Raw genomic sequence first — 24,212 nt, 5'->3', positions numbered from 1 at the left:
TGCATCCCTGAATAACTAGCTAGTAAAATACTGATCTATTAAATTTTGCCTTTATGCAGGCATAAAAAAAGGGCCTTGCGGCCCTTAAGTAACACTATCTAGTTGAATTAAAATTGGTTCATGGTGTTAGCTTCACCACCGGCTTTAAGTGCATTCTCACCTGAGAAGTACTCTTTGTGTGTATCACCAATGTTTGAGCCTGCAAGGTCTTGGTGTTTAACAGACGCTTGCTCACGACGGATTTCTTGACGCTGTACGTCACGTACATAAGCCAGCATACCTAAGTCACCAAAGTAACCTTCAGATAGAATATCTGTGCTTAATGCTGCTGTGTGGTACGTTGGTAACGTGATTAGGTGGTGGAAAATACCTGCTTCACGTGCACCATCGCGTTGGAAGTTTTGTACCAGTAAGTCTGCAGCTGCAGCAAGCTCTGTTGAATCCATTTCTGGAGCCATAAGCGCTTTGTTATCATCAATACTTGGGTAAGCGCTAAGGTCACGACCTGCTTCTTGCCACTCTTGGTATACTTGCTCACGGAACTTAAGCGTCCAGTTGAACGACGGTGAGTTGTTGTATACTAATTTAGCATCTGGAACTTGTTCTTTAACGCGATTTACCAGCTCTGCAATTTGTTTTACGTGTGGTTTTTCTGTTTCAATCCACAGTAAATCAGCGCCTGACTGTAGGCTAGTTACACAATCTAGTACTACACGGTCTTTTTCAGTGCCTTCGCGGAACTGGTATAAACCATTGTCTAGGCGTGTAGGCTTACAAAGTTGGCCATTAAGCTTCATTGCTGTTTCGCCTTCATTCAAGTCATCAACACTGTTTACTGGGGTTGTTTCTAAAAATGCATTGTATTGGCTTGCTAAGTCACCTGGTTTTTTTGAAACCGGTACTTTTTGCGTAAGGCTTGCACCTAGTGAATCGGTACGCGCAACGATAATACCGTTATCAATACCTAGCTCTAAAAACGCGTAACGTACTGCATTAATTTTAGCTAAAAAGTCTTCATGAGGAACGGTCACTTTACCTGCTTGGTGACCACATTGCTTAGCGTCTGATACTTGGTTTTCGATTTGAATAGCACATGCACCCGCTTCAATCATCTTTTTAGCAAGTAGGTAAGTCGCTTCTTCGTTACCAAAACCGGCGTCAATATCAGCAATGATTGGCACAACATGCGTTTCAAAGTTATCAATTTTATTAAGCACTGCTTGAACGTCGCCGCCGTTTGCTTTTGCATCGTCTAGCTCGTTAAATAAATGGTCAAGTTCACGTGCATCCGCTTGCTTTAAGAAGGTGTAGATTTCTTCGATAAGTGCAGGTACTGATGTTTTCTCGTGCATACTTTGATCTGGAAGTGGACCAAACTCAGAGCGAAGCGCTGCAACCATCCAACCACTTAGGTATACGTAACTGCGTTTAGTTGTTTTTTGATGACGCTTGATTGCCATCATCATTTGTTGCGCAGTAAAACCATGCCAACAACCTAAAGACTGTGTGTACTGGCTTGTGTCTTTATCGTATGCAGCCATGTCTTCACGCATTATGTCTGCTGTAAATTGTGCAATATCAACACCAGAGCGAAAACGATTTTGTAAACGCATACGTGTTGCGTATTCAGGATTAATTGTTTTCCATGCACTGCCTTGTGATTGGCATAATGTTGCTAGTGTATCTGTTTCGCCTTGATATGTTGTCATAATAAAGTCCTTCGAACGGGTATTAATATCTATTGTTGAGAGAGTGACTACATCACGTTAGCTCTGTAGCGCTTAATTAAACATTAGGCTTATTTTTTAGATTTAGTAAATTTATAGTTTTTATTGCGGCTATACATATAGTGAATGACTAAAAAGCATTCAAAGCCACTTTTTTGCGATATGGTAGGTGTACGCATATAAAAAATTGCACACTGTCGGACCGTTTAAGGATATTAATTATGAGCCACACTCTCACCCATTCAGGACTCAGCGTTGATAAGCAACTTGCTGAATTTGTTAAAAAACAATTATTACCTGGTACCCATCTTGATGAACACCAGTTTTGGAAAAGCTTTGCCCACATAGTGCAAACACTTACACCATTGAACAAATCACTACTGGCTAAGCGTGAACAGCTACAAAAGCAAATTGATGACTACCACCTTGCAAATAAAAATGCTGACCAAGCTCAGTATCAAGCGTTTTTAAAAGATATTGGCTACCTAGTTGATGAGCCTGAAAACTTTAGTATTGAAACTCAAAATGTAGAGCCAGAAATAGCGTTGATTGCAGGGCCACAGCTAGTGGTGCCGGTTAGTAATGCACGCTTTGCGCTTAATGCTGCTAATGCACGTTGGGGGTCGTTATACGATGCTTTATATGGAACCGATGTTTTGAGCGAAGACGACGGCGCCGAAAAAGGCAGCCAATACAACCCTGTTCGTGGCTTTAAAGTAATGGCTTACGCAAGGCAGTTTTTAGACAAAGCATTACCGCTTGAAAATGGCTCGCATATTGAAAGTACTAACTATTCTATTGTTGACGGCGCCCTTGCTATTACCCTGCGCGACAGTTCACACACCACACTTAAAAGCCCTGAGCAACTGATTGGCTATCAAGGTGAAGCACAAAACCCGAGTGTTATTTTACTTAAAAACAATGGATTGCATATTGAGCTGCAAATAGACCATCACCATCCTATTGGTCAAGCAGATAAAGCAGGGCTAAAAGATGTGGTGCTAGAAGCCGCACTAACAACCATTATGGATTGTGAAGACTCGGTTGCCGCAGTGGATGCAGAAGATAAAGTACAAGTTTACAAAAACTGGCTTGGTTTAATGCAAGGCAACTTGGTTGAAACGTTTAGAAAAGGCGACAAAATGGTCGACCGCACGTTACAAGCTGACCGACAATATACAGGACTTGATGGCCAAAAACTGACCCTCAAAGGGCGCAGTATGATGTTTGTGCGTAACGTGGGACATTTAATGACAAATCCAGCCATTACGGATGTAAGCGGCAATGATGTGTTTGAAGGCATTATGGATGCCATGTTCACCGCAACAGCTGCTTTGCACGATTTAAACACTAAAAACACGATTAAAAATTCAACCGCGCAAAGTATTAATATTGTAAAACCGAAAATGCATGGCCCTGATGAAGTCGCCTTTGCTAATACTTTATTTGGTATGGTTGAAGAGGCACTGAGTTTGCCTAAAAACACCCTTAAAATGGGTATTATGGATGAAGAACGTCGTACATCAGCCAACTTAAAAGCCTGTATTCATGCAGCAAAAGAGCGTGTTGTGTTTATTAACACTGGCTTTTTAGACCGCACTGGCGATGAAATTCATACCTCAATGCAAGCGGGTGTTGTGCTGCCGAAAGCGGCTATTAAAGCACAGCCTTGGATCAGCGCTTACGAAGATCGCAACGTTGATATTGGCCTAGCCTGTGGCTTAAGCCATAAAGCGCAAATTGGTAAAGGTATGTGGGCAATGCCAGATAAAATGGCGATGATGATGGAGCAAAAAATAGCGCACCCTCAATCTGGCGCAAATACCGCTTGGGTGCCCTCCCCTACTGCCGCCACATTACACGCAATGCATTATCATGATGTTAATGTATTTAGCCTGCAGCAAAGCATTGCCACGCGTCAAATAGCAAGCCTAGAGAGCTTACTTACACCGCCGCTCATGCCAAACCCTGAAACGCTATCAAAAGAAGATATTCAAAGCGAGCTTGAAAACAACGCGCAAGGTATTTTAGGGTACGTAGTACGTTGGATTGACCAAGGAATAGGCTGCTCTAAAGTGCCTGACATTAATCATATTGGTTTAATGGAAGACAGAGCCACTTTACGTATTTCAAGCCAACATATCGCCAACTGGCTACATCATGGTGTATGTAGCAAAGAGCAAGTACAAAAAGTGATGGCAAAAATGGCTAAGGTTGTTGATGGCCAAAATGAACATGACAGCCTTTACATTCCCATGGCAACTACTGAGCAGACATTAGCTAAAAGTATTGCGTATCAAGCTGCTTTAGCACTGGTATTTGAAGGGGTTAGTCAACCGAGCGGTTACACAGAGCCGCTACTACACAGCTACCGCTTGAAATATAAAGCACAGCACTAACTTAAAACTTAACCTAAAAATAAAAAATCAATAAGCTGATTTTTTTATAACGCTAGTGAATAATCACTATTCACTAGCTACGAATTAATTTTTAATAGTCGCGTTATGATAAACATTTTGTACGTCATCGCAATCTTCAAGCATATTGATAAATTTATCAAAGTTGGCAATGACTTCTTCATCTGTAATTTCAACATGTACTTGTGGCACAAAGGTAATTTCATCAACTTCAAAGTTAATGCCTTCAAATGCTTCTTCTAATGCCTTTTTAGCTTTAAAGTACTCAGTATGCGGTGCAAATACCGATACCTTGCCATCTTCGGCTTCTACATCGATTACATCAACGTCAGCCATCATCAGGGCTTCTAACACAACTTCGTCGTCGTCGCCTGCAAATCCTAAAACAGCAAGGTGATCAAACATATGTGCAACACACCCAGGTGTACCTATTTTTGAATCTGTTTTAGTAAACGGTAAACGTACATCTTTAATTGTGCGGTTTGGGTTATCGGTTAAACAGTCAACAATCACCATACAATTACCAGGGCCGTAACCCTCGTAACGGGCTGAAGAGTAATCTTCCCCTGCCCCACCGGCTGCTTTTTCAATTGCTTTTTCGATTACGTGCGCAGGAACTTGGTCTTTTTTGGCTTTTTCAATTAAGCGGCGCAATGTTTGATTTACATCGGGATCAGGTTCACCACTTTTGGCTGCAACGTAAATTTCTTTACCGTACTTTGAATTTACTTTAGTTTTCGCATTGGCTGTTTTTGCCATCGAATTTTTGCGGACTTCAAATGCTCTGCCCATCTTGTGCCTCTATTGAATACGTTCTGTTTTTGATATTTTACCAATTCAAAGCGTATTGGGCTAGTGGTTCAACATGTTATGCTGTGCAAAAGCAGCGGGGGATTAATTTAAATAATACCCACTGTCATTAAATAAATAAAAACGAAGCTCAATTTAACATAATCAGGGTCTGTTAACCTTTGCGGATTGATATTTGTTCAAACTAGGGACAATTTAATCGCGGCGCAAGATTTGTAACCTAGTGGGCTCGATAACTGCTCCTGCGTTATTCTACTGACTTACATCCATGTAAGAATAAGTCAAAACCGAGCAAAGCTTCCGCGTCCTGCTCACGCCCCTTACCTACATCCATGTAGGCAACAAAGAGTTAATTGCCCCTAGGCAGAACCCTCCGGGCAACGCCTGTTTGGCATTGATGCTGCGTTATCGCCTATTTATGGGGAATAACCACATTATACCCAAATTGCCTTAATATACAGAATTCAGCGTTTCACGGGGACTTAATATCAAGGCGTTCCCTTTGCAATAATGGTCGTCCCTTTTAAAAAGGAACAACGAAGGGAGTAAGTTTCTGTGAAACGCCCTACGGGTTGGTTTAAAAGCTATTTATACTGCGTTATTGATTTTAACAAGGGAATAACCATTATTTTCAATCAATGCCTTGTCAAAATAGCTTTTAATTCCAACTGAAACTCGCAGATTAAGGTAATTTGGGTATAGATAGGCTCTGCCTTGCCTAAATACCAAACAGACTGCTGCAAATTCAACCTTGAAAGGTCAACAGACCCTCACTTTTTCAGCATAATTGTCAATTAATGTTACCAATTCATCAAACGCATGAATGACAAAATCGGCTTGCTCGGCATAGGCAGGGGTTAGGGTTGCATCAGGAGCATATAAACAGGCTCGCATTTTTGCATTATGAGCAGCTTGTATGTCATATAAATAATCACCAACGTAAATAACATTATCAACGGGCATGGACCACTGCCTTGCAATCATTAATAAAGCACTCGGATCGGGTTTGGCCGGAGCTTCAGTTCGAGTGAGTACCATTTCTATTGGCAATGGGTTGTGTTGCAACTTTAGTGTGGCCGCTTTATCAAAATTACGTGTAACAATGGCCATAGGTATGTTTTTAGCTTGTAGCGCTTTAACAGCCTCTAAAACGCCAGGTAGAAGCTTAGCCGATTGTGCATCTAACAACTCATGCTGATGCACTATATTCATTGCTTCTTCACGCATATAGGGGGAAGGTAGTTGTTCTATGTAATCGAGTAAGTCTTGCTCTGCAGGGCAACCTACTTGGGCTTTTATCAATGAAAAGTTTAATTCTGAAGATACTAAAGTTCCGTCTAAATCAAAAATAACACCTTTGATTGCCTCAATTTGCGTTTTCATTTCATTCCTTGCGCTAAATAATTAGCTCAGTATGCTAGGTTTGGCTTAGGTTATCTAAACCTTTAATAAAAAGTATATCAATAAACATATAAAAACAGCTCAGTCCATTGAAATTTAATTATAGTTAGTTTGATAACATAATAGTTTGGGTTTGTATAACTGGTATAGTAAAGACTTTACGATGCAATTAATTAACTCGATCAGCTATAAAGGAAAGTGCGCACCCTCTAAAGGTGCGCAATAATAGTGGTTATTTCGGCTCAAATTTCGCTTCAAGCCAGGTATCGTCTTGGCTAAAGTTTAAGGTTTTGATCTTTCCTCGCCCTTCAACGTTCACCATATTCACTTGTGCAGGCCACAAATCACGCAGTGCACCATGACTCATTCTAATGCCCTCAATTTTATCGGGAATAGCAGCTTCTTGGTACACCCAAAAAAACTTACCATCCACTTGTGCACCTACATAATTAAGGGGGAGGGGCTCACCGCTCAAGGTTTGTAAGGCAACATGAGATTCAACATACTTGGCAAAGCGTTTTTGGTCACGCTTGTTACTCATAATATCCACTTTGCTTTTAAACAAGTTACTAACAGCATGCTCTGTATCATGTAAATAAAAACGATGCATCAATTCAATATTGTGCGTACGCTGATTAAATAACACCGTTGTAACGGATGATTTTAATTGATGCGCCATACTTGGCGCAGCAATTAAAAAACAAACAATAATAAGCAAAAAGCGCATTATTATTGATCCTCGTCGTTATTTTTTTCGTCTTTTGGCTCGTCTTTTTTCAGCTCTGTTTTGATATCTTGCATAATGTCACGGCTTACTTTTGCCTTGCTCTTTTCACGTTTGTAGACTTCAATACGCGAAGGAATAATACGGCGTGGGTAGTGGTTATTTTCTACATCAACATCCGCTGTTTCCCAGCCTGGATCAACCGTTACTGAGGTAAGCGGTTTGTTTTTGTCGGTAATAATCAGCTTTTGTACGTTTTTGTGATTACGACGCCAAATTTCTGCAGGAATATAACGTTCCTCTTTAGTGCCATCTTCATACGTTAGCTCTAAAAGAATTGGCATCACTAAGCCACCGAGGTTTGAAAACTCCATCACGTAGTAGTTTTTGTCTTCTTCTAGCGCGCGATCGAGGGTTTTACGCTCCCACGGTTTTAAGCCTTTTAAAAATTTATTGTATGAATTACGCTCTTTATTGGTAACCGTAAAGCGATCGTTTTCGTCATAAAAATCGGTTACATCTGGGTTTTTCTCAACCCAGGTTTTTTTACCTTCAGCGCGATTACGCTCAACAAATAATGAACTTGGCTTATTTGCTTCAATATCACGTAAACGTTTAAAGTCGATATCAGGGTTTTTTGTGTCTAACCGTAATTGATATACTTTATCAAGCGAGATATCAACATGGTCTGTGGTGTAGAACCAACCACGCCAGAACCAATCTAAATCAACACCTGACGCTTCTTCCATAGTACGGAAAAAATCAGCCGGAGTAGGGCGCTTATATTTCCAGCGCTGAGCATATTCTTTAAACGCAAAATCAAATAATTCACGCCCTAAAATCACTTCACGTAAAATATTTAATGCCGCAGCTGGTTTAGTATAGGCGTTAGGGCCTAAACGAAGCACACTGTCTGATTGCGTCATGATAGGCACTTGAGTCTCTGACTTCATGTACGCCACAATGTCACGTGGTTCAACACCCCAAGGAATGGTTGGATCCCATTCACGCCCAGCCACACCGTCTAAAAAGCTATTTAAACCTTCATCCATCCAAGTCCATTGGCGCTCATCTGAGTTTACAATCATTGGGAAGTAAATATGCCCCACCTCGTGGATAACAACCCCAATTAAAAAGCGCTTTTCTGCTTGAGAGTAAGTGCGTGTACCATCGTCTTGTAAATCTGTACGTGGACCATTAAAGGTGATCATTGGGTATTCCATCCCCCCTACAGGGCCATTAACTGACTGCGCAGTTGGGTATGGGTAATCAAATGAATACTGTGAATACACTTCCATCGTGTGTACAACCGCTTCAGTTGAGTATTTCTTCCATAAGTCGCCACCTTCTTTAGGGAAGAACGACATCGCCATAACGAGTGGCTGTTCATCACCACCTTGCTGGTAACCTTTAGCATCCCACATAAATTTACGTGATGATGCCCAAGCAAAGTCACGAACATTTTCTGCTTTAAAATGCCATGTTTTTGTTTTGTCTGTACCGGCTTTTTCGTTTTCGAGCGCTTCTTCTTCGGTAACAACAAACACAGGGCGTTTTGCTGTTTCAGCTTCTTTTAAACGCTTGCGCTGAGTGCTGGTCAATACCGAGCTTGGGTTATCAAGCTTACCAGTTGCTGATACAATATGATCCGCAGGAACCGTAATTTCAACATCGTAGTCACCAAACTCTAAAGTGAACTCACCACTGCCTAAAAACGGTTTGTTTGTCCATGCTTCGTAATCGGTGTAAGCCGCTAAGCGAGGAAACCACTGTGCAACTAAGAAAATATCGTTACCGTCTTCTTCAAAATGCTCGTAACCTGCACGTGCGCCTACCGCGTCTTCTTCAACGAGGTTAAACGCAAAGTCCATACTAAACTCAACATCTTTACCTGGTTTAAGTGGCGTGTTTAAATCTATACGCATTAGAGTATCAACAACCGTTACACGCAGCGCTTTACCATCTTCATCTTTAACATTGCTAATGGTGTAACCCAGCTCGTTGTCGTTCATAAACTGCTGACGACGTAAATCACCTAAACTTAATTTAGCAGGCTTAGCATCAGGCTCGTTTTGTAGGGTACTTTTAAAAGTTTGCGTGGTTTCTGCAATCGAGTCATTTTTAAAAATGTTTTGGTCAAGTTGAAGCCATAAATATTTAAGCGTATGGGGTGAGTTATTTTTATATTCAATTGTTTGACTCCCCGTTAAGCGACGCTTTTGCTCATCAAGCTTTACATCAATATCGTAATCAACGCGTTGCTGCCAATAATTTTCAGCAGGGGCACCTGCTGCACTGCGGTAAACATTAGGCGTAGGTAAAGCTTCATCTAGTTGACGAAACTTATCAACATAACTGCCTTTAGTCTGTTCAACAGATGAGGCCATCACAGAGCTCGCCATTGCCAAAGGCAATACAAATGCACTCAATGTAAATAAATTTTTCTTCATTGTTAATCCTGATCGATTTTAGTGACGCTACTGTGACAAATTTACAGCTAAGCTTCAATAAAATAGCGATAAAACCCTACTTTTATAGGGTGATATTCCACACCTTTATGCAAATATAAAAAACACGGTTTTACACAACAACATTTAACTAAATTGTTTAGCAATTTACATAAAAAACTAAGCTGTAAAGGGGGTTTACAAAATAGGCTGAGTATCACTAAAAGTAGAGATAAAATGAAAAAACACAGCTATTTTCATTAAAAATACTAAAAAACGCAGTTTTAGGTTGATCTTTACTATGGTTTGTAATTAGAATCGCCCACTTTTTTAATTTGAGGGTACTTTTTTAGTGTTTCTCTCAAATATTTTTTGTTCTAACTAGTCGTATTAAGTGTGGTGAGTTTATGGATTTTTATGTCCTAAAAAAGCAGCAAAAACTAATTGCAATACCTGCAGACGTGCAAAATTGTAAGCAGTATATTAACTCAGGCTACCTGTATATTGATAAAGTGGCTGCTTGTAATGAAACAAACGCACTAGCAGTATTACAGGCCAAAAAAGCGAAGGCATTAAAGTGGCCTTTAACAATAGCCCTTGCTGCTTTGCCCCTTATTTTTATTGCTTGGTATACTTTAACCTAAAGCGATACTTGCATCTTTAATTGCCTTGGGTATATTGGCGCTCTTATGGTTTTTTAAGAGCGCAAAATGAAAGTTCTTCACACTTCAGACTGGCACTTAGGTCAGCAATTTTATGAACATGATCGCCGTCATGAACATCATGCTTTTTTCTCTTGGTTATTAACCACCCTCGTTAGCCAACAAATCGATTTATTGCTTGTTGCAGGCGATATTTATCATACCGCCACCCCCAGTGCTAGCGCCGAAAACCAACTCTATCAATTTATAAAAAACGCCAAAGCCCAGTGCCCACAATTACACGTTGTTATTATTGCGGGTAATCATGACTCCGCTAATCGTATTTTGGCTGCACAGCCCTTATTAGCCCAGTTTGATACTTATGTGGTAGGGCGGTTTGATCCTGCTAAACCCAGTGACGTTGTGATAACGATTAATAACGATGATAAACGCGCTGTGGTACTTGCTATGCCTTTTTTACGCACCAGTGACATAAGCACGCTTAGCCAAACCAAAGATGGCCCTAGTTACGCACAAGGCGTTGCAAAAGCCTATGAACTTGCTCTTGAACATGCGCTAACACTTAACGCTGAAAATACGCCTTTAATTGTTATGGGTCATTTGCATGCAAAAGGCGGTAATATTTCCAATGACTCTGAACGTAATTTGGTCATTGGCGGTGAAGAAGCTATTTCAGCGTCGGTATTTGGTAAACATGCCAATTACGTCGCACTAGGCCATTTACATAAAGCCCAACTAGTAGCTAAAAATGAGCAAATACGTTACAGCGGCACGCCTATTCCAATGTCGTTTTCAGAGAGAAAGTATACCCATCTAGTAAATGTGGTTGAATTTAGCGCGCAAAAAAACCAACCGTTAAACACCACTGTAAACCCCCTTTACATTCCGCGTTTAGCTGAAGTAATTGTACTTCCTGAAGGAGAATGTGTACCTTTAGCGCAGCTGTGTGAGCAAATAAAAGCACTCGATACAGAGCAATACGACATGGCTCCCTACTTACGAGTAAAACTTAAATCAAGTGATATCGATACCACCTTTCGAGAACAAATTGAGCAAGCACTTAAAGGAAAACAAGTTAATTTTTGTGGCATAGAGCGAGTTCGTGACCAGCAAATGAGTAATTCCTCAGAAACGGTATTTGAAGATTTAAGCTTTGTTGAAATGCTCAACCCAATTAGCTTACTCGAACAAGCATTTAATAATGATAAAGATATGGCCGCAGCAACCGTGCCAAATGAATTAAAAGCACTGTTAACCGAGGTAATTGAAGAACTTGAACAGGATCAACTGCTATGAAAATAACGGCTGTTCGTATTCATAATTTAGCCTCCATTGCCGATGCCGAAATCGACTTTTTAGCCTCGCCACTCAAAGACGCAGGCCTCTTTGCCATTACAGGTGACACCGGCGCAGGTAAAAGCACCGTACTCGATGCTATCTGCTTAGCGCTTTATACAAAAACTGCGCGTTTGAAAGGCGATAAAGGTAACTTAATTGATTTTAATGGCGATAACATCAAGCTTAACGATGCCCGCAATTTATTGCGCCGTGGCAAATGGGAAGGGTACGCCGAAGTAGATTTTAGTGGCCAAGACCAACAACTTTACAGAGCACGTTATAGTATTCAACGTACACATAAAAAAGTAACCGGCAAACTTAAAGTGGCCGAACATACTTTACATAGCCTACCCGATGAAACCTTAATTGCTGACAAAAGTGGCACCTTAAAAGCCATAGAAAATAAAATAGGTTTAACCTTTGAGCAGTTCTCGCGTGCGGTGTTACTAGCACAACATGAGTTTGCCGCCTTTTTAAAAGCCACTGGCGATGAGCGCGCGCAGCTTTTAGAGTGCCTGACTGGCACCGATAAATTTAGTCGAATAGGGCAGCGTATATTTGAGCGCAACAAAGCTATTAAAGATAAATTTGAATTACTAACGGCAAGTTTAGCCAGTTATACGTTATTGTCTGACGATGAGCTGAGTGAAAAACAACAAACACTGGCTGATTTAAAACAACAAATTGAACACACTAAAACAACTTTAGCAACGACAGAGCAAGGCGTTAATTGGTATAAGCAAGCACATAGCTTGGAGCTGGCATTAAAAAATGCTCAGCAAAGCGAGCAACAAGCACATGCCGCACTCAATGCTGTTAAAGCGCAAACTGAGCAAGCAAAACAAGCGCAAAGTGCGCTTGAAATTAAAGATAACCGCCAGCGCTGTAAACGCTTAACAGCGCAAAATAGCCAGTTAAATACACAAATAAAACAATTAAACGAGCTTGATCACAACGCGCTGATCACCGAGCAAGCCAATAACGTTAAAAAACAGCAAAACGAATTAGATACAGCAAAACAACAAAAGCTAACAGCAGAGCCTCTGATTGCAAAAGCGCGAGTGCTCGACAGCCAATTAGCAATATATAACCAAACTATAAAAAGTCTGACTCAACAAAGTACCAAAGAGCAGCAACAATTAAGCGATTTACAACAGCAGCTACAACAAAACAAAATAAGTGCAGAGCAAGCCACAACGCAAATCGCAGGGCATCAGCACTGGTTAAACGAGCAGAGTCAATTAAAGCCATTGGCAACTGATTGGAGCTATTTTCATCATAGCTTTAAGCAGTTTTTTAATACTCAGACACAACTAAAAACAACCCAGCAGCAAGCCCAGTCTCATGCAGAGCAACAAACAATACTCACAGCGAAACTTAGCGAGCAAAATAAACAACTCGAACAAGCAGAGCAAACGCTTACAACGCAGCAGCAAAGCCTAAATAAGCTAAACCAGCAGCACGCTCAATTTAATATTGAACAATGCGACAGTAAGCTTAAAAACATTGATTATTTAAAAGATCAGCGCACACACTATAAGCAGTTTAACCAAGAATTAAAACACACGGTGCAACAGCAACGTGATGTGGCAGAAAAGCTCAGCCACAGTGAACACACTAAAACTACGCTGCTTACGCATTTAACCAGCAAAGAGCAGGCACTTAAACACGCAGAGCAAGCACTCAATCAAGCGCGGCTTCGTGCCAGTGAGCATGTTGAGCATTTACGCGCACAACTGGTTCCAAATGAGTCGTGTGCCGTTTGTGGGGCTACAGAGCACCCGTTCGCGAGCAATCAAAGCCAACCTTTTACAAACCTAATAACCGACTTTGAAAATGCATATAATAACGAAAAGCAACAACACCAAAATGCTCAAACACAGCTTCATCAACACCAAACACAACACGCGGTTTTGGTGGCAGAGCATGCTCAGTACAGCCAAGCCATTAGTGATGCACAAGCCAAAATGCTGGAAATTAAAAATACCATGCAAGCGGCTAAAACCGAGCTTAATGAATTAACAGTTGAGCAGCTTGATGAAACTTATAAGCAATTAAGTGCACAAAAAACAGAGTATTTTTCGGCGCAAAAACAGCTCAGTAATTTGCAAGAAACTGTTAACCAGCTGCAAAGCACAGTTAAAAAAGAACAAGCGACACAGCAACATTTAAATACACAGCATGTTGAGCTGAGCAATCAGCAATCTCAGCTTAATAACAAATGCGATGAACTAGCAACTCAAAGCGAAGCGCTTATAAAAGAGCTCAATTTACATTTTGAACACAGTGATTTTTGGCACGCATTGCAAGCAGGATCGTTACCGCTTAGCGATTTAGCTCAGCAGGTAGAACAATATCAGCAAATCCAAGCACAGCTTGAGCAAAGTCAAAAACAATTCGACAGCGCCAATGTACAGTTACAACAACTAACACCGCTTATAACCAAAGCAGAGCAGCGAGTTAACACGCTCAATGAAGAATTAACTCAAACACAGCAACAGCACAATAATACGCAGCAACAGCGCTTAGCCTTATTTGATAACCAAACTATTAGCGCCGATGACTACCAAGCTAAACTGTCAGCACAGCTAGAGCACTGCCAAAACCAATTAAGTGCCAGCCAACAAGCACACGACAGTGCCGTAAAACAGCGCGATGAACACGCCATCACGCTTAAAAACCTTGAGCATCGTCTGGCAGATAACCACCAAGAGTTAGTGATGCTTGAAACGCGTTACAACGACTGGTTTAAAGAATTTAACATCCTTCATGGCGATATCAGTCATGAACAAGTCACATTTTTACTAACTATCAGCAACGACGATATTAAAACTCAGTTAAAGCAAGGCGAGCAACTATCGCAAGCAGTCGTTGATGCCAGTGCCGCGTTAAAACAACAGCAACAAGCTAATGAACAGCATCAACAAAATAATCAGCCAACGCAAAGCGAAGCACAGCTAATTGAGCAACAAACCCACTTAGATACCCAGCAAACACAATTGCAAAATAGCTTACTCACCATCAATACCGCGATTGAGCAGCACAACCAAAATGCAAAAGCGCTTGAGGGTAAACAAGCTGAACTGAGCCAGCTCAAGCAACAAGTCGACCAATGGCATTTACTTAATAAAGTACTAGGCGATGCCACAGGCAAAACAATGCGCAATTTAGCGCAAACACAAACACTCAAAATATTGCTGCATTATGCTAATAGCCATTTAAAAACCCTTAACAAGCGTTATGAGCTCACTGCAATTGCTGAGTCACTTGATATAGCCATTATCGACCGCGATATGGCCGATGAACAACGATCGGTCAATACGCTATCTGGCGGTGAATCGTTTTTAGTGTCGTTGGCATTAGCACTGGGACTTGCCTCACTATCTTCGAACAAAGTGCAAATTAACTCGTTATTTGTTGACGAGGGCTTTGGAACACTAGATAGTGAAACACTCAGTATTGCCATGGACGCGCTAGATTCATTGCAAGCGCAAGGTAGAAAGGTCGGTGTAATTTCACATGTAAGTGAAATGAGCGAACGCGTTGCTACGCAAATTCATGTCGCTAAAAAACCGGGTGGATACTCCACCATAAACGTAATTTAAGGAGACAGCATGCCCACTTTCACAGGCGAAGAAGCACAAGAATATGATAACCGCATTACCCGTTTAGTCCCAGGCTATGAGCTACTTCATCAACTAACCAATGCACAGCTGCAAACCACGTTAAGCGACGATGCACACATTTTAGTGATTGGTGCCGGCACAGGTAAGGAAGTATTAGCATTAGCAAAAATGAATCCTAAATGGCAGTTTACTGCCCAAGACATCTCCAGTGATATGCTCGATATTGCAAAACAACGCTTTGCAGAGCAAGGTATTGATAGCCGTGTCACTATTGAATGTAGCCCAGTTGATAAAGTAAAAGCGAAAGCAGACGCCGTATTATGTTTACTGGTGATGCATTTTGTAGAAGATAACGGCGACAAAAAACAAATTCTTAAAAGCATTAAAGCTAACCTTAAAAAAGGAGCGAATCTTTATATTGCTGATTTAATGCGCCCAGAAACAACATTTGAACGTGAGTCACAATTAAACACCTGTGCTCAATTAGGCCTAACTGAAGCAGGCAAAACTCAAATGGGGCATAACCTCGAAAGAGAGTTTTACCCCCTAGATCGTATGCGCTTTAGTGAACTACTGAATGAATGTGGATTTGGTATTCCAAAGCTTTATTTTAAAGCACTTGGCTTTAGCGGTTACGTTGTATAAATTTTTGTCAAAAAAAGCTAATATCATAATGATATTAGCTTTATTGCTTAACACGAGTTTAAGCGGGGTGAGTGCGCTTTAAAGCCCACTCCCTCTATATTTAGATGCAAACGATGTTTTCAGCTTGCGGGCCTTTTTGACCTTGCGTTACAGTAAACTGTACTTTTTGGCCTTCGGCTAATGTTTTGAAACCGTCGCCAGAGATAGCACTGAAATGTGCGAAAACGTCTGCGCCAGATTCTTGCTCGATAAAACCAAAACCTTTTGCTTCGTTAAACCATTTTACTGAACCAGTAGTTGTATTAGACATAATATGTATCCTAAAAATTAATTAAAGTGTGCCTGAAAAGAGGCGATTGAGCCGAAAAAATAGTTAACTTGAGGATATCGCGTAGGATTATTACTAAAACAACGGGGTACTAACAAATAAAACAAAACTTCTTTCAAACTTATAAGTATTGATGGGTTAACACTAACCCATCAATTAAAACTATTTAGATGCAAACGATGTTTTCAGCTTGCGGGCCTTTTTGACCTTGCGTTACAGTAAACTGTACTTTTTGGCCTTCGGCTAATGTTTTGAAACCGTCGCCAGAGATAGCACTGAAATGTGCGAAAACGTCTGCGCCAGATTCTTGCTCAATAAAACCAAAACCTTTTGCTTCATTGAAAAATTTTACTGTACCAGTAGTTGTATTAGACATAATAATATCCTAAAAAAATAATAAAAAATTTGCCTTAAAATAGGCGTTTAACAGGAAGAAAACAAACATTTAACTTGAGGATATCGCGAAGGATTATTACTAATAACAACGAGGTACTTACAAATAAACAGGGCTTTCTATCAACCCGATGGCAAGCAGAATAACAGCAATACACTTTATAACAAGCTTTATTTACACTTTATTTTTACCTATTTAGGCAAAGCCCGCTGCCATAGGCTTTGCAGCGTCATCGGCTTAACTTTTTAAAGTTCGTGTAAAACATAACCTGTTAAAAGTGCAAGTTACGCGCTCTTACAATATCTTTCATCACAATGGTTGAGGTTAAACGTTGTACACCCGGTAAGGCTGATAGCTTGTCATCGTAGAGTTGCTGAAACGCGGCTAAATCTTTAGTAACGACGTGTAATAAGTAATCAGGGGTGCCAAATAAGCGTTGTGCATTGGTGATCTGAGGGATAGCATCGACTGCTTGCTCTAATTTGCTTAACGACGCTTTATCACCTTCTTTAATAGTAATAAATACTAACGCAGAAAAGTTTAAACCAACCTTCTCCGGTGATATTTCTGTTCTGTAGCCAACAATTGCTTTGCTTTTCTCAAGCTCTTTTACACGACGATGACAAGGTGACACGCTTAGCCCAACACGATCAGCCAATTCAGAAAGGGTGAGCCTGCCATCAACTTGCAACTCAGCAAGAATTTTCCTATCTATGGTATCCATAGTTGATTATTTCCTAAAATGAACGCTTATGTCAGTAAAATACAGTAACTTTTACTCATCAGAAAGAAATAAAATAGCAGCTCACTTATTTTGGGTTTTAGCGCATGGATACGTATGGATATTAATATTATTTTTTCTTTTTGGCTGGTATCAATCTTGTTTGTACTTACCCCCGGTGCCGATTGGGCTTATACAATCAGTGCAGGTATAGCGGGTGATAAAATCATTCCTGCGGTGTCAGGATTAATACTTGGGCATTTAATGGCCAGTTTAATAGTGGTGGTAGGTTTAGGCGCGTTATTAGCATCGCATGCCATGTTTATAAAGCTGTTAACCTTATTTGGTGCTTTGTATATCATTTGGATTGCCGTATCACTGTACCGATTTCCTCCAATGCCTGCAGCCTATAACGATGGCCAAGAACACACCTCAGACACGCCCCTAAAGTGGATGAGAAAGGGCTTTATAATTAGTGGCTTGAATCCCAAAGTGATGCTGTTATTTTTAGCCTTATTGCCGCAGTTTGTTTTACCAACACTGTCATTTTCTATTACTGAACAATTGCTGGTACTTAGCATTATTCATTTAGTTGGCTGTGCGCTGGTATATTGGTTAATAGGGGTAAGTGCCAGAAAAATCCTCAGCAATAATCCGGCGCTCTCACTAAAATTTGGCCGTGCATCGGCCTGCATCCTATTTATTTTGGGCTCGCTCATGCTAGTTGATAGCGCTAACACACTGAGCGTAACACTTACCTAAAAAACGAAAGTGGCTTAGATTATTCGCAACTGAGCCACTAATTCACTCAAACGGGCAATTTTAATATTACTCAGCTGCCTATAATCAAAATAGGGGCATACAATAATATTCTGGCTTTTATCTATAGCAAACTCATCATCAAGCCAATCAAGTTGGGCGTTTAACTTACCTTGTTGTATCAAGTTTTTAGCGTGAGTTCTTCCTGCAATAATGTGCAATTGATTTTTATGCTCAGTAAGCACCGGCGCACTAAATAGTAATGCAGTACCGCTATGTTGCTGTAACAACAGCTCATCGCGATATGCTTGCCAACTCACGGCTTGTTTAGCAAAAGCGTAATACTCGCTTGGCAGCGCAAATAACACCTTGGCGTACACATTAAAGACTTTTCGCCAGCCATTGCCACAGTGCTGGTTTATGCTATTTATTTGCCCATTAACTACAGGCTCTAGCTGCGCAAGTGTTTCAAAGTAAGGCATAGGGGGCGCTTTTGCTACATACACAGCAACACTGAATGAATTATCACCTAACCCTATTAACTGGCTGCTCACTTTAACTGCTCTTATTTTGCGCTAAAATACGATCAAGATTATTAGCAAAGTTTTGTCTGTCACTTTGGCTTAATGGAGGCGGCCCACCACTCATTTCTACACCACTTGAGCGCATAGTATCCATAAAATCGCGTACATTTAGTAATGAACGAATGTTTTCAGTGGTGTAAAGCTCACCGCGCGGATTAAGTGCTTGGCCGCCATTATCAATCACTTCACTTGCCAGCGGAATATCTCCAGTGATCACTAAATCGCCTTTTTCTATTCGTTTTACTATTTCATCATCAGCCACATCAAAGCCCGATGACACTTGTAGTCGGCTAATAAATTTTGACGGTGGGATTCGCATGGCATGATTTGCAACCAGTATAGTTTCTGTTTGCGTACGCTCTGCGGCTCTAAATAAAATTTCTTTTATTACCACCGGACAAGCGTCAGCATCAACCCAAATTTTCATGCTAAGTTCTTTAAATTGCTTTAGTATTAAGACGATCCTATAGCAATTTCTAAAGAAAAGGAAACAACATGAAACTCGCTTTTAAAACCGCATTATTTATTACCACCGTGTTTTTACTCAGTGCCTGTACCAGCGCCCCCGAAGGAATAACTCCTGTTAAAAACTTTGATTTAGAGAAATACCAAGGCAAGTGGTATGAAATAGCACGATTAGACCACTCTTTTGAACAAGGAATGGAGCAAGTAACAGCCACTTATTCAATTAACGATGATGGAACGGTAAAGGTATTAAACAAAGGGTTTATTAGTAAAGAACAAAAATGGGACGAAGCTGAAGGCTTAGCTAAATTTGTAGAAAACGCCGATACAGGGCATTTTAAAGTGTCATTTTTTGGCCCGTTTTATGGTGCCTATATTATTTTTGAGCTCGACCAACCTGATTATCAATATGCGTTTATTACAAGTTATAGCAAAGATTACTTATGGTTTTTATCGAGAACACCTACAGTGAGTAAAGAGCTCAAGCAGCACTTTTTAAACCAAGTAAAAGCGCTTGGTTTTGCAACTGATGAGATTATATGGGTAAATCAAAAATCGCTGTAAAGGGGGTTTACACCCCCTAGGTTATAATAAAACGTTCACCTTACTGTAAGGTAAACTAAATAAAGAGGGGCTATATTAGCCCCACTTGCAAAAGGAAAGGCAAGCACAAGACATAATGACAATCCCCCTTTTTAATTGGCAAGCCTGATGGCTTGCCATTTTTTTACCTCAATTTAGCCTATTCTTTGGGATCAGGTTTTTACTAACTAAAGCCCATTTAAACAAAAAATAACGTACTCGTGGCCAATATCAATAATACAAGCAAGTTAAAAAGCTTAGTTAGATTGACTAAAAAACTATAAAAAATCATTATAATTAAAGCACTTAACGACATAAACCCGCAAAACTGTAGAGCGCCATAGCCGTGTAATTCGCTAACACAAAGTAGTAAACTTAGTAAAATACTGATCCAAGCAACACTTAATAAAATTAAACGCTGCTGATCAGTAGGGCGCTTGTTAAAAACATCCTTAAAATGATTAAACTTAGCCAGTGCAAAGCAGTTAAAAGCCACCAAACATAAACTAAAAGGGAGCAATGCCATCATACTTTTTGCTCCTGAGTGTTTATCGGGCTAGGTTTTTTAGCTTGCAGTGCAGTACGTAATTTTTCGGTTTGTAACAAAAACAACAAACCAAATAACAAAAAGAGACTATCAAACATAAATAAAGCCCACTGCTCATTACGTAAATAACTGATTATATTCCCTTGTGTTGTTAGCGCATTAACCACTGGCACACTAAAACAAGCAATGCTGTTTATGGCCGCCATAACACACCACTGCAGCTTGTCACGCTTTACAAAAGCGATAATAAGTACACACAGCCAAGTTAAAAAGAAGGCAAGTATCTCTTTATCCGCGCGCTCCATTGCGCGTGTGCTGATTAATCGGTTTGCTAAAAAGAACGCAGACGTTGCCAAGGGCAATCCCATTAAAGTTCCTAAATTAAGCGCTTCGACGAGTTTTAAACCCCATGATGGCCGGGCATTTTTTTTCATTCGCTCTCGAATGCGCTTTGCCCACATAATACAGCCCGTGGCTATCATTATGCAGCCAGCAATGCCGCCTAAAAAGTACAAAACACGTAATAATGGCTCTGCTAAACGCCCAGTGTGCATTGAATTTAGTGACTCATACAGCGCTTTACTGCCGGTAAGTTCATCATCAGTTTGAGCAACAAGCTCACCACTCGCTCCACTAAATATCAATCGCGGTGCTTGATCCCTTAATGTTTTTCCAGGACTGACCAAAACCATAATAGTCGCAGCGGCCTTATTAGGCTTATTTATAATCACCCGAGTTATATCAGCCTCTGGCCACTTAGTATAAACCTGATCCAAAACAGTATTGATAGGCACTAACGGCGCAGTGCCTTGCAACGCCTCTGTTGCAGGACTACTTGGCGAAACATCATTAAAAAAGCCTCGTATTCCATCCTCATAAACGGTTTGCGCGGGGTAGGGGAAAATCATAAATATCAGGGTAATAATGCCCGTATAAGTAATCATTAAATGAAAAGGTAAGGCAAATACCGAACTTAAATTATGCACATCTAACCAACTACGGCTGCCTTTATTAGCTCTAAAAACAAACATATCTTTAAAAATACGTTTGTGAATAACGATGCCAGATATCAATGCAATGAGCATAAATAAACTAGCAAAACAGACAATCCAACGTGCCGTTTTTACATCAATATAATGCAAATCAAAATGCAGGCGATAAAAGAAATTCCCTCCTCGAGTATCTACAAAGGGTGCTAAAGGCTGCATATTATTTGGATCTAAACGGGTATTTTCAAAAGAGGCTCTGCGCTGTCCAGGCTCTTTTGGTTTTGCATAACCATACGTTAAATAAGGTATACGCTCCTCAGGAAGCGTTATACGCCAATTAGGCGCATTAGGTGCTTGCGCATTTAAATACTCAACACCTGACACGATTTGTTGTTTTTGCGCGCCAATACGATCTGCCTGCTGCTCAATATTATGGACACTTGGCTGATTCCATAAGCTCACTTCATCTCTAAAAAAACTAATAGTGCCTGCAAAAAATATTAAATACAGTAACCAACACACGAGCAAACCCACCCATGTATGTAACCACGTCATTGAACGAAAAAAACTCCCTTTCATAACCATCCCTTCAATAGCGACAACACGACAAGTTGCGCTGCAATACTTAGTAAAATACTGATCCAAACAGTTTTTAATGAATGAATATAAAAGCTATAAATAAACACCAGGGCATAAATTAAAATACTCGCAGACACACTAAGCAAAACCGCGTCAACTTTAGGCACAGGCACTACTACACTTAATAGCGACACACTAACGGCTGTAAAAAAATACCCGCCAACAATGGCAATAAAAAAACGCGATAAAACCGCTAATTCATAGCTAAAGCGTTGCATAAATTGCCATAACATAGAAAAAACGGGTTTGGGAAAGTCTAAAAGACGGTTGGAGGCCTGCATAAACTGCAAATTCCTTTTAAACATAGCTAAAAAAAGATGGTGATATTATAACGCCAACAAATACAAAAGATAGTAGTTCTTATTTGCATTTGAATAAAATAGGCTCTTTTAATACTGTTAGTTAAATAGTGATCTGAAATAAGGCACCTGAACAAACAGTTATAACCGCTGCAAACGGCTATATAGCGATGCTTTAGTCCCATTATTTGCTATTAACATACGCTCCCTTTGGGATTACTACTATTTTAGCTTTGTAATACTAAAGCCTAACCACCTAATTTATAATAACTTTATTTAAAAACACCGAAAGGATCACGATTTTACTAACTACTTTTCAAAATTGTTAAAATAAACCGATTTTTTACTAACTCAACTGTATAAAAATTAAAAAAGGCTAATAAACAAACAAAAATAAGCTAGCTGAAAGCAAATATACCGTCATTTACTACTTAAGTTGATAAATGGCTGATCTGTATAAAACAACAACTTGTTAGTAGCAACTAACTTAATAGCAATTGTGTTAAGTTACTGACCATTGATAGCGACAAATAAATGGAGTGATAACAAGGCATAAATTTTGACATGTGGTTGTTCTACTTGAAAAAAATTATAACGCAGTTAGCGCTTTATTTAGCTCGCTAAAATGGTTAAATATTTAAGTCGATTGGTATAACTTCAGCACCAAACAAAACGCAGCCTTAGCGTAAGTAAAATTAGGGTTTATTTATTACTTTTTATTTTTTTAGCGCTAGCGAAATAACACCTTAATCATAGCCGTAAAGGGGGTTTACAGCATCAAAACTGAAGCCATTATTTAAACTTAAAATACATGAGACTGGAAAAGTAAGTATAAAAAAGGTGGCCAATGCCACCTCTATAAACAATAACTTTTACAACATTGAAAACAGCTTTTTAAGTTGTGGCATGTATTCGCTCACAAGTGCTAGGTTATTTTCACTGACTACAGGCTCTGCCGATTGGGCTGCGCTTGATGCCTTGCCAAACGTTCCCATTAATGAACTAACGCCTTTGTCTTTACTACTTTGCATACTTTGTAAGCCACCCATTAATTTATTGGCGGTTTCTTTATGCTCATCTGATAAACCTGATTTTAGGTTTTCAATGTAAGCCATTGAAACTTCCGATCCTACAGCAATTAATTGTTCAGGCGTAAAACCATATTGGCTAGTTACGTTGGCAAAGCTTTTATATAAGTCTTGCTGTTTGATCATGCTAAGTGCGCTGTTGGCTAACGAGCTTTGCTCAGTGATCGTTTGATCTGCCGATGCGCCCAGCATATTCGCTAAATCTGAGCCTTTTAACGACTCTTGATTGCTTGCCCAACTTGTAACTGCAGGTAATGCCTTAATGTAGCTTTGTAATTGACCTTCGTTAATGTCTTGTGCAAAGCTTGAGAAGCTCATCGCTAACAAGCTGATTGATAACAGTAATTTTTTCATTAAGCATTTCCTAATAGTAAAGTAGCGTTAATTAAAAACTAATTAACGGCTATTGCCAATACAAAGCGTAAATTTATAAATTATTATTTACTCAGGTGTGAGTTTAAGTTGATTCACCACAACGCAATGTACTGATGATATAATGCATTTTTGCAAAAAGAGCGGGGCACTATGTTAACTATTTCAAACAGCGTAACCATTGATGAATGGGAAGTAGAGCTCAGCGCTATTCGCTCGCAAGGCGCAGGCGGGCAAAATGTTAATAAAGTAGCCAGTGCTATACATTTACGCTTTGATATTAATCGCTCTAAATTACCTGACTTTTATAAAGAACGATTACTTGCTTTGAAAGATTCAAGGATCACCAAAGAAGGGGTATTGGTTATTAAAGCGCAAAGCCATCGCACCCAAGAGCTCAACAGAGAAGATGCGCTAAAACGGCTAAAAGATTTAATTTTAAGCGCCACTAAGGTTAATAAAGCACGCCGTGCCACTAAACCTAGCCGTAACTCACAGCGTAAACGCATGGATAAAAAAACCAAACACGGCCAAACTAAAGCCCTACGCGGTAATATCAAGCTATAACTTAAGTAATCTGAACTCTGGATAATAAATCTACCTCAAGCAGCTATTTCCAGCGCTAACTGCGTTGAATTTACTTGCAAT

Annotated in this window: 21 protein-coding genes and 1 pseudogene; 8 read left to right on the top strand and 14 right to left on the bottom strand. The window is 40.0% G+C overall.

The genetic code is table 11. The features are described from left to right. Nucleotides 1-107: 107 nt before the first annotated feature. Nucleotides 108-1,709 (bottom strand): isocitrate lyase, encoded by a 1,602-nt coding sequence (locus LOC50_RS15345; RefSeq protein ID WP_036983605.1) that lies wholly within the window; start codon nucleotides 1,707-1,709, stop codon nucleotides 108-110. Nucleotides 1,710-1,948: 239 nt separating this feature from the next. Here LOC50_RS15345 and LOC50_RS15340 point away from each other — a divergent pair, with 239 nt between their 5' ends. After that, nucleotides 1,949-4,126, top strand: a complete 2,178-nt coding sequence (locus LOC50_RS15340; RefSeq protein WP_250654120.1) for a malate synthase G — start codon at nucleotides 1,949-1,951, stop codon at nucleotides 4,124-4,126. Between the two features lie 84 nt (nucleotides 4,127-4,210). Here LOC50_RS15340 and LOC50_RS15335 read toward each other — a convergent pair whose 3' ends face one another. The 4 genes from LOC50_RS15335 to LOC50_RS15320 all read right to left on the bottom strand — a co-directional run bounded on the left by LOC50_RS15335 (nucleotide 4,211) and on the right by LOC50_RS15320 (nucleotide 9,529). Beyond that, nucleotides 4,211-4,936, bottom strand: coding sequence for a YebC/PmpR family DNA-binding transcriptional regulator (locus tag LOC50_RS15335; RefSeq protein WP_250654119.1), 726 nt, complete (start codon nucleotides 4,934-4,936; stop codon nucleotides 4,211-4,213). Between the two features lie 777 nt (nucleotides 4,937-5,713). Beyond that, nucleotides 5,714-6,337, bottom strand: coding sequence for an HAD family hydrolase (locus LOC50_RS15330; protein WP_036983602.1), 624 nt, complete (start codon nucleotides 6,335-6,337; stop codon nucleotides 5,714-5,716). 250 nt (nucleotides 6,338-6,587) lie between these two features. Beyond that, nucleotides 6,588-7,082 (bottom strand): DUF6702 family protein, encoded by a 495-nt coding sequence (locus LOC50_RS15325; RefSeq protein WP_250654118.1) that lies wholly within the window; start codon nucleotides 7,080-7,082, stop codon nucleotides 6,588-6,590. 2 nt (nucleotides 7,083-7,084) lie between these two features. Then, nucleotides 7,085-9,529, bottom strand: a complete 2,445-nt coding sequence (locus LOC50_RS15320) for a M1 family metallopeptidase (protein ID WP_250654117.1) — start codon at nucleotides 9,527-9,529, stop codon at nucleotides 7,085-7,087. A gap of 404 nt (nucleotides 9,530-9,933) precedes the next feature. Here LOC50_RS15320 and LOC50_RS15315 point away from each other — a divergent pair, with 404 nt between their 5' ends. The 4 genes from LOC50_RS15315 (at nucleotide 9,934) to LOC50_RS15300 (ending at nucleotide 15,797) form a co-directional block, all read left to right on the top strand. Further along, a complete protein-coding gene (locus tag LOC50_RS15315; RefSeq protein ID WP_069439046.1) occupies nucleotides 9,934-10,170 on the top strand; it encodes a hypothetical protein in 237 nt (78 codons plus the stop codon). 66 nt (nucleotides 10,171-10,236) lie between these two features. After that, nucleotides 10,237-11,484: an exonuclease SbcCD subunit D gene (locus LOC50_RS15310; RefSeq protein WP_069439045.1), complete on the top strand. Its 1,248-nt coding sequence runs from the start codon at nucleotides 10,237-10,239 to the stop codon at nucleotides 11,482-11,484. Next, nucleotides 11,481-15,131 carry an AAA family ATPase gene (locus LOC50_RS15305; RefSeq protein WP_069439044.1) on the top strand — a complete coding sequence of 1,217 codons (3,651 nt, stop codon included), beginning with the start codon at nucleotides 11,481-11,483 and terminating at the stop codon, nucleotides 15,129-15,131. The genes LOC50_RS15310 and LOC50_RS15305 overlap by 4 nt, the downstream gene beginning before the upstream one ends. 9 nt (nucleotides 15,132-15,140) lie before the next feature. Further along, nucleotides 15,141-15,797: a class I SAM-dependent methyltransferase gene (locus LOC50_RS15300; RefSeq protein WP_036983596.1), complete on the top strand. Its 657-nt coding sequence runs from the start codon at nucleotides 15,141-15,143 to the stop codon at nucleotides 15,795-15,797. 100 nt (nucleotides 15,798-15,897) lie between these two features. On the opposite strand, the gene LOC50_RS15295 is transcribed toward LOC50_RS15300, so the two are convergent. The 3 genes from LOC50_RS15295 to LOC50_RS15285 form a co-directional block, all read right to left on the bottom strand. Beyond that, on the bottom strand, nucleotides 15,898-16,107 hold the full coding sequence (locus LOC50_RS15295; RefSeq protein WP_036983594.1) for a cold-shock protein: 210 nt from the start codon (nucleotides 16,105-16,107) through the stop codon (nucleotides 15,898-15,900). A gap of 184 nt (nucleotides 16,108-16,291) precedes the next feature. Then, entirely contained in the window at nucleotides 16,292-16,501 is a 210-nt protein-coding gene (locus LOC50_RS15290; RefSeq protein WP_008463923.1) for a cold-shock protein, read from the bottom strand. Between the two features lie 289 nt (nucleotides 16,502-16,790). After that, a complete protein-coding gene (locus LOC50_RS15285; protein WP_013462814.1) occupies nucleotides 16,791-17,243 on the bottom strand; it encodes an Lrp/AsnC family transcriptional regulator in 453 nt (150 codons plus the stop codon). A 114-nt stretch (nucleotides 17,244-17,357) separates the two neighbouring features. On the opposite strand from LOC50_RS15285, the gene LOC50_RS15280 reads away from it, so the two are divergent. Next, on the top strand, nucleotides 17,358-18,002 hold the full coding sequence (locus tag LOC50_RS15280; RefSeq protein WP_036983592.1) for a LysE family translocator: 645 nt from the start codon (nucleotides 17,358-17,360) through the stop codon (nucleotides 18,000-18,002). 14 nt (nucleotides 18,003-18,016) lie between these two features. Here the strand turns inward: LOC50_RS15280 and LOC50_RS15275 are convergent, their stop codons facing one another. Next, complete coding sequence (locus LOC50_RS15275; protein WP_069439042.1) at nucleotides 18,017-18,553, bottom strand: DUF6942 family protein; 537 nt, start codon at nucleotides 18,551-18,553, stop codon at nucleotides 18,017-18,019. Nucleotide 18,554: 1 nt separating this feature from the next. Further along, nucleotides 18,555-19,010 (bottom strand): YaiI/YqxD family protein, encoded by a 456-nt coding sequence (locus LOC50_RS15270; RefSeq protein ID WP_008110780.1) that lies wholly within the window; start codon nucleotides 19,008-19,010, stop codon nucleotides 18,555-18,557. Between the two features lie 68 nt (nucleotides 19,011-19,078). Between LOC50_RS15270 and LOC50_RS15265 the strand changes: the two genes are divergently transcribed. Then, on the top strand, nucleotides 19,079-19,612 hold the full coding sequence (locus LOC50_RS15265) for a lipocalin family protein (RefSeq protein ID WP_036983590.1): 534 nt from the start codon (nucleotides 19,079-19,081) through the stop codon (nucleotides 19,610-19,612). A gap of 206 nt (nucleotides 19,613-19,818) precedes the next feature. Here LOC50_RS15265 and LOC50_RS15260 read toward each other — a convergent pair. From LOC50_RS15260 to LOC50_RS15245, 4 genes and pseudogenes are all read right to left on the bottom strand, one after another. Next, nucleotides 19,819-20,159 (bottom strand): annotated as a pseudogene (locus LOC50_RS15260) (DUF3325 domain-containing protein). After that, nucleotides 20,156-21,745 (bottom strand): PepSY-associated TM helix domain-containing protein, encoded by a 1,590-nt coding sequence (locus LOC50_RS15255; RefSeq protein WP_069439040.1) that lies wholly within the window; start codon nucleotides 21,743-21,745, stop codon nucleotides 20,156-20,158. The pseudogene LOC50_RS15260 and the gene LOC50_RS15255 overlap by 4 nt, the downstream one beginning before the upstream one ends. Next, nucleotides 21,742-22,086: a hypothetical protein gene (locus LOC50_RS15250; protein ID WP_069439039.1), complete on the bottom strand. Its 345-nt coding sequence runs from the start codon at nucleotides 22,084-22,086 to the stop codon at nucleotides 21,742-21,744. The genes LOC50_RS15255 and LOC50_RS15250 overlap by 4 nt, the downstream gene beginning before the upstream one ends. An 890-nt stretch (nucleotides 22,087-22,976) precedes the next feature. Beyond that, on the bottom strand, nucleotides 22,977-23,546 hold the full coding sequence (locus LOC50_RS15245) for a short-chain dehydrogenase (protein ID WP_069439038.1): 570 nt from the start codon (nucleotides 23,544-23,546) through the stop codon (nucleotides 22,977-22,979). Nucleotides 23,547-23,717: 171 nt separating this feature from the next. Here LOC50_RS15245 and arfB point away from each other — a divergent pair, with 171 nt between their 5' ends. Next, nucleotides 23,718-24,131, top strand: coding sequence for an alternative ribosome rescue aminoacyl-tRNA hydrolase ArfB (arfB, locus tag LOC50_RS15240; RefSeq protein ID WP_033103213.1), 414 nt, complete (start codon nucleotides 23,718-23,720; stop codon nucleotides 24,129-24,131). Nucleotides 24,132-24,212: the final 81 nt, after the last annotated feature.

This window comes from Pseudoalteromonas sp. SCSIO 43095, from assembly GCF_023650455.1.
GTDB lineage: Bacteria > Pseudomonadota > Gammaproteobacteria > Enterobacterales > Alteromonadaceae > Pseudoalteromonas > Pseudoalteromonas tetraodonis.
This window is presented reverse-complemented; position numbering and strand designations above follow the sequence as displayed.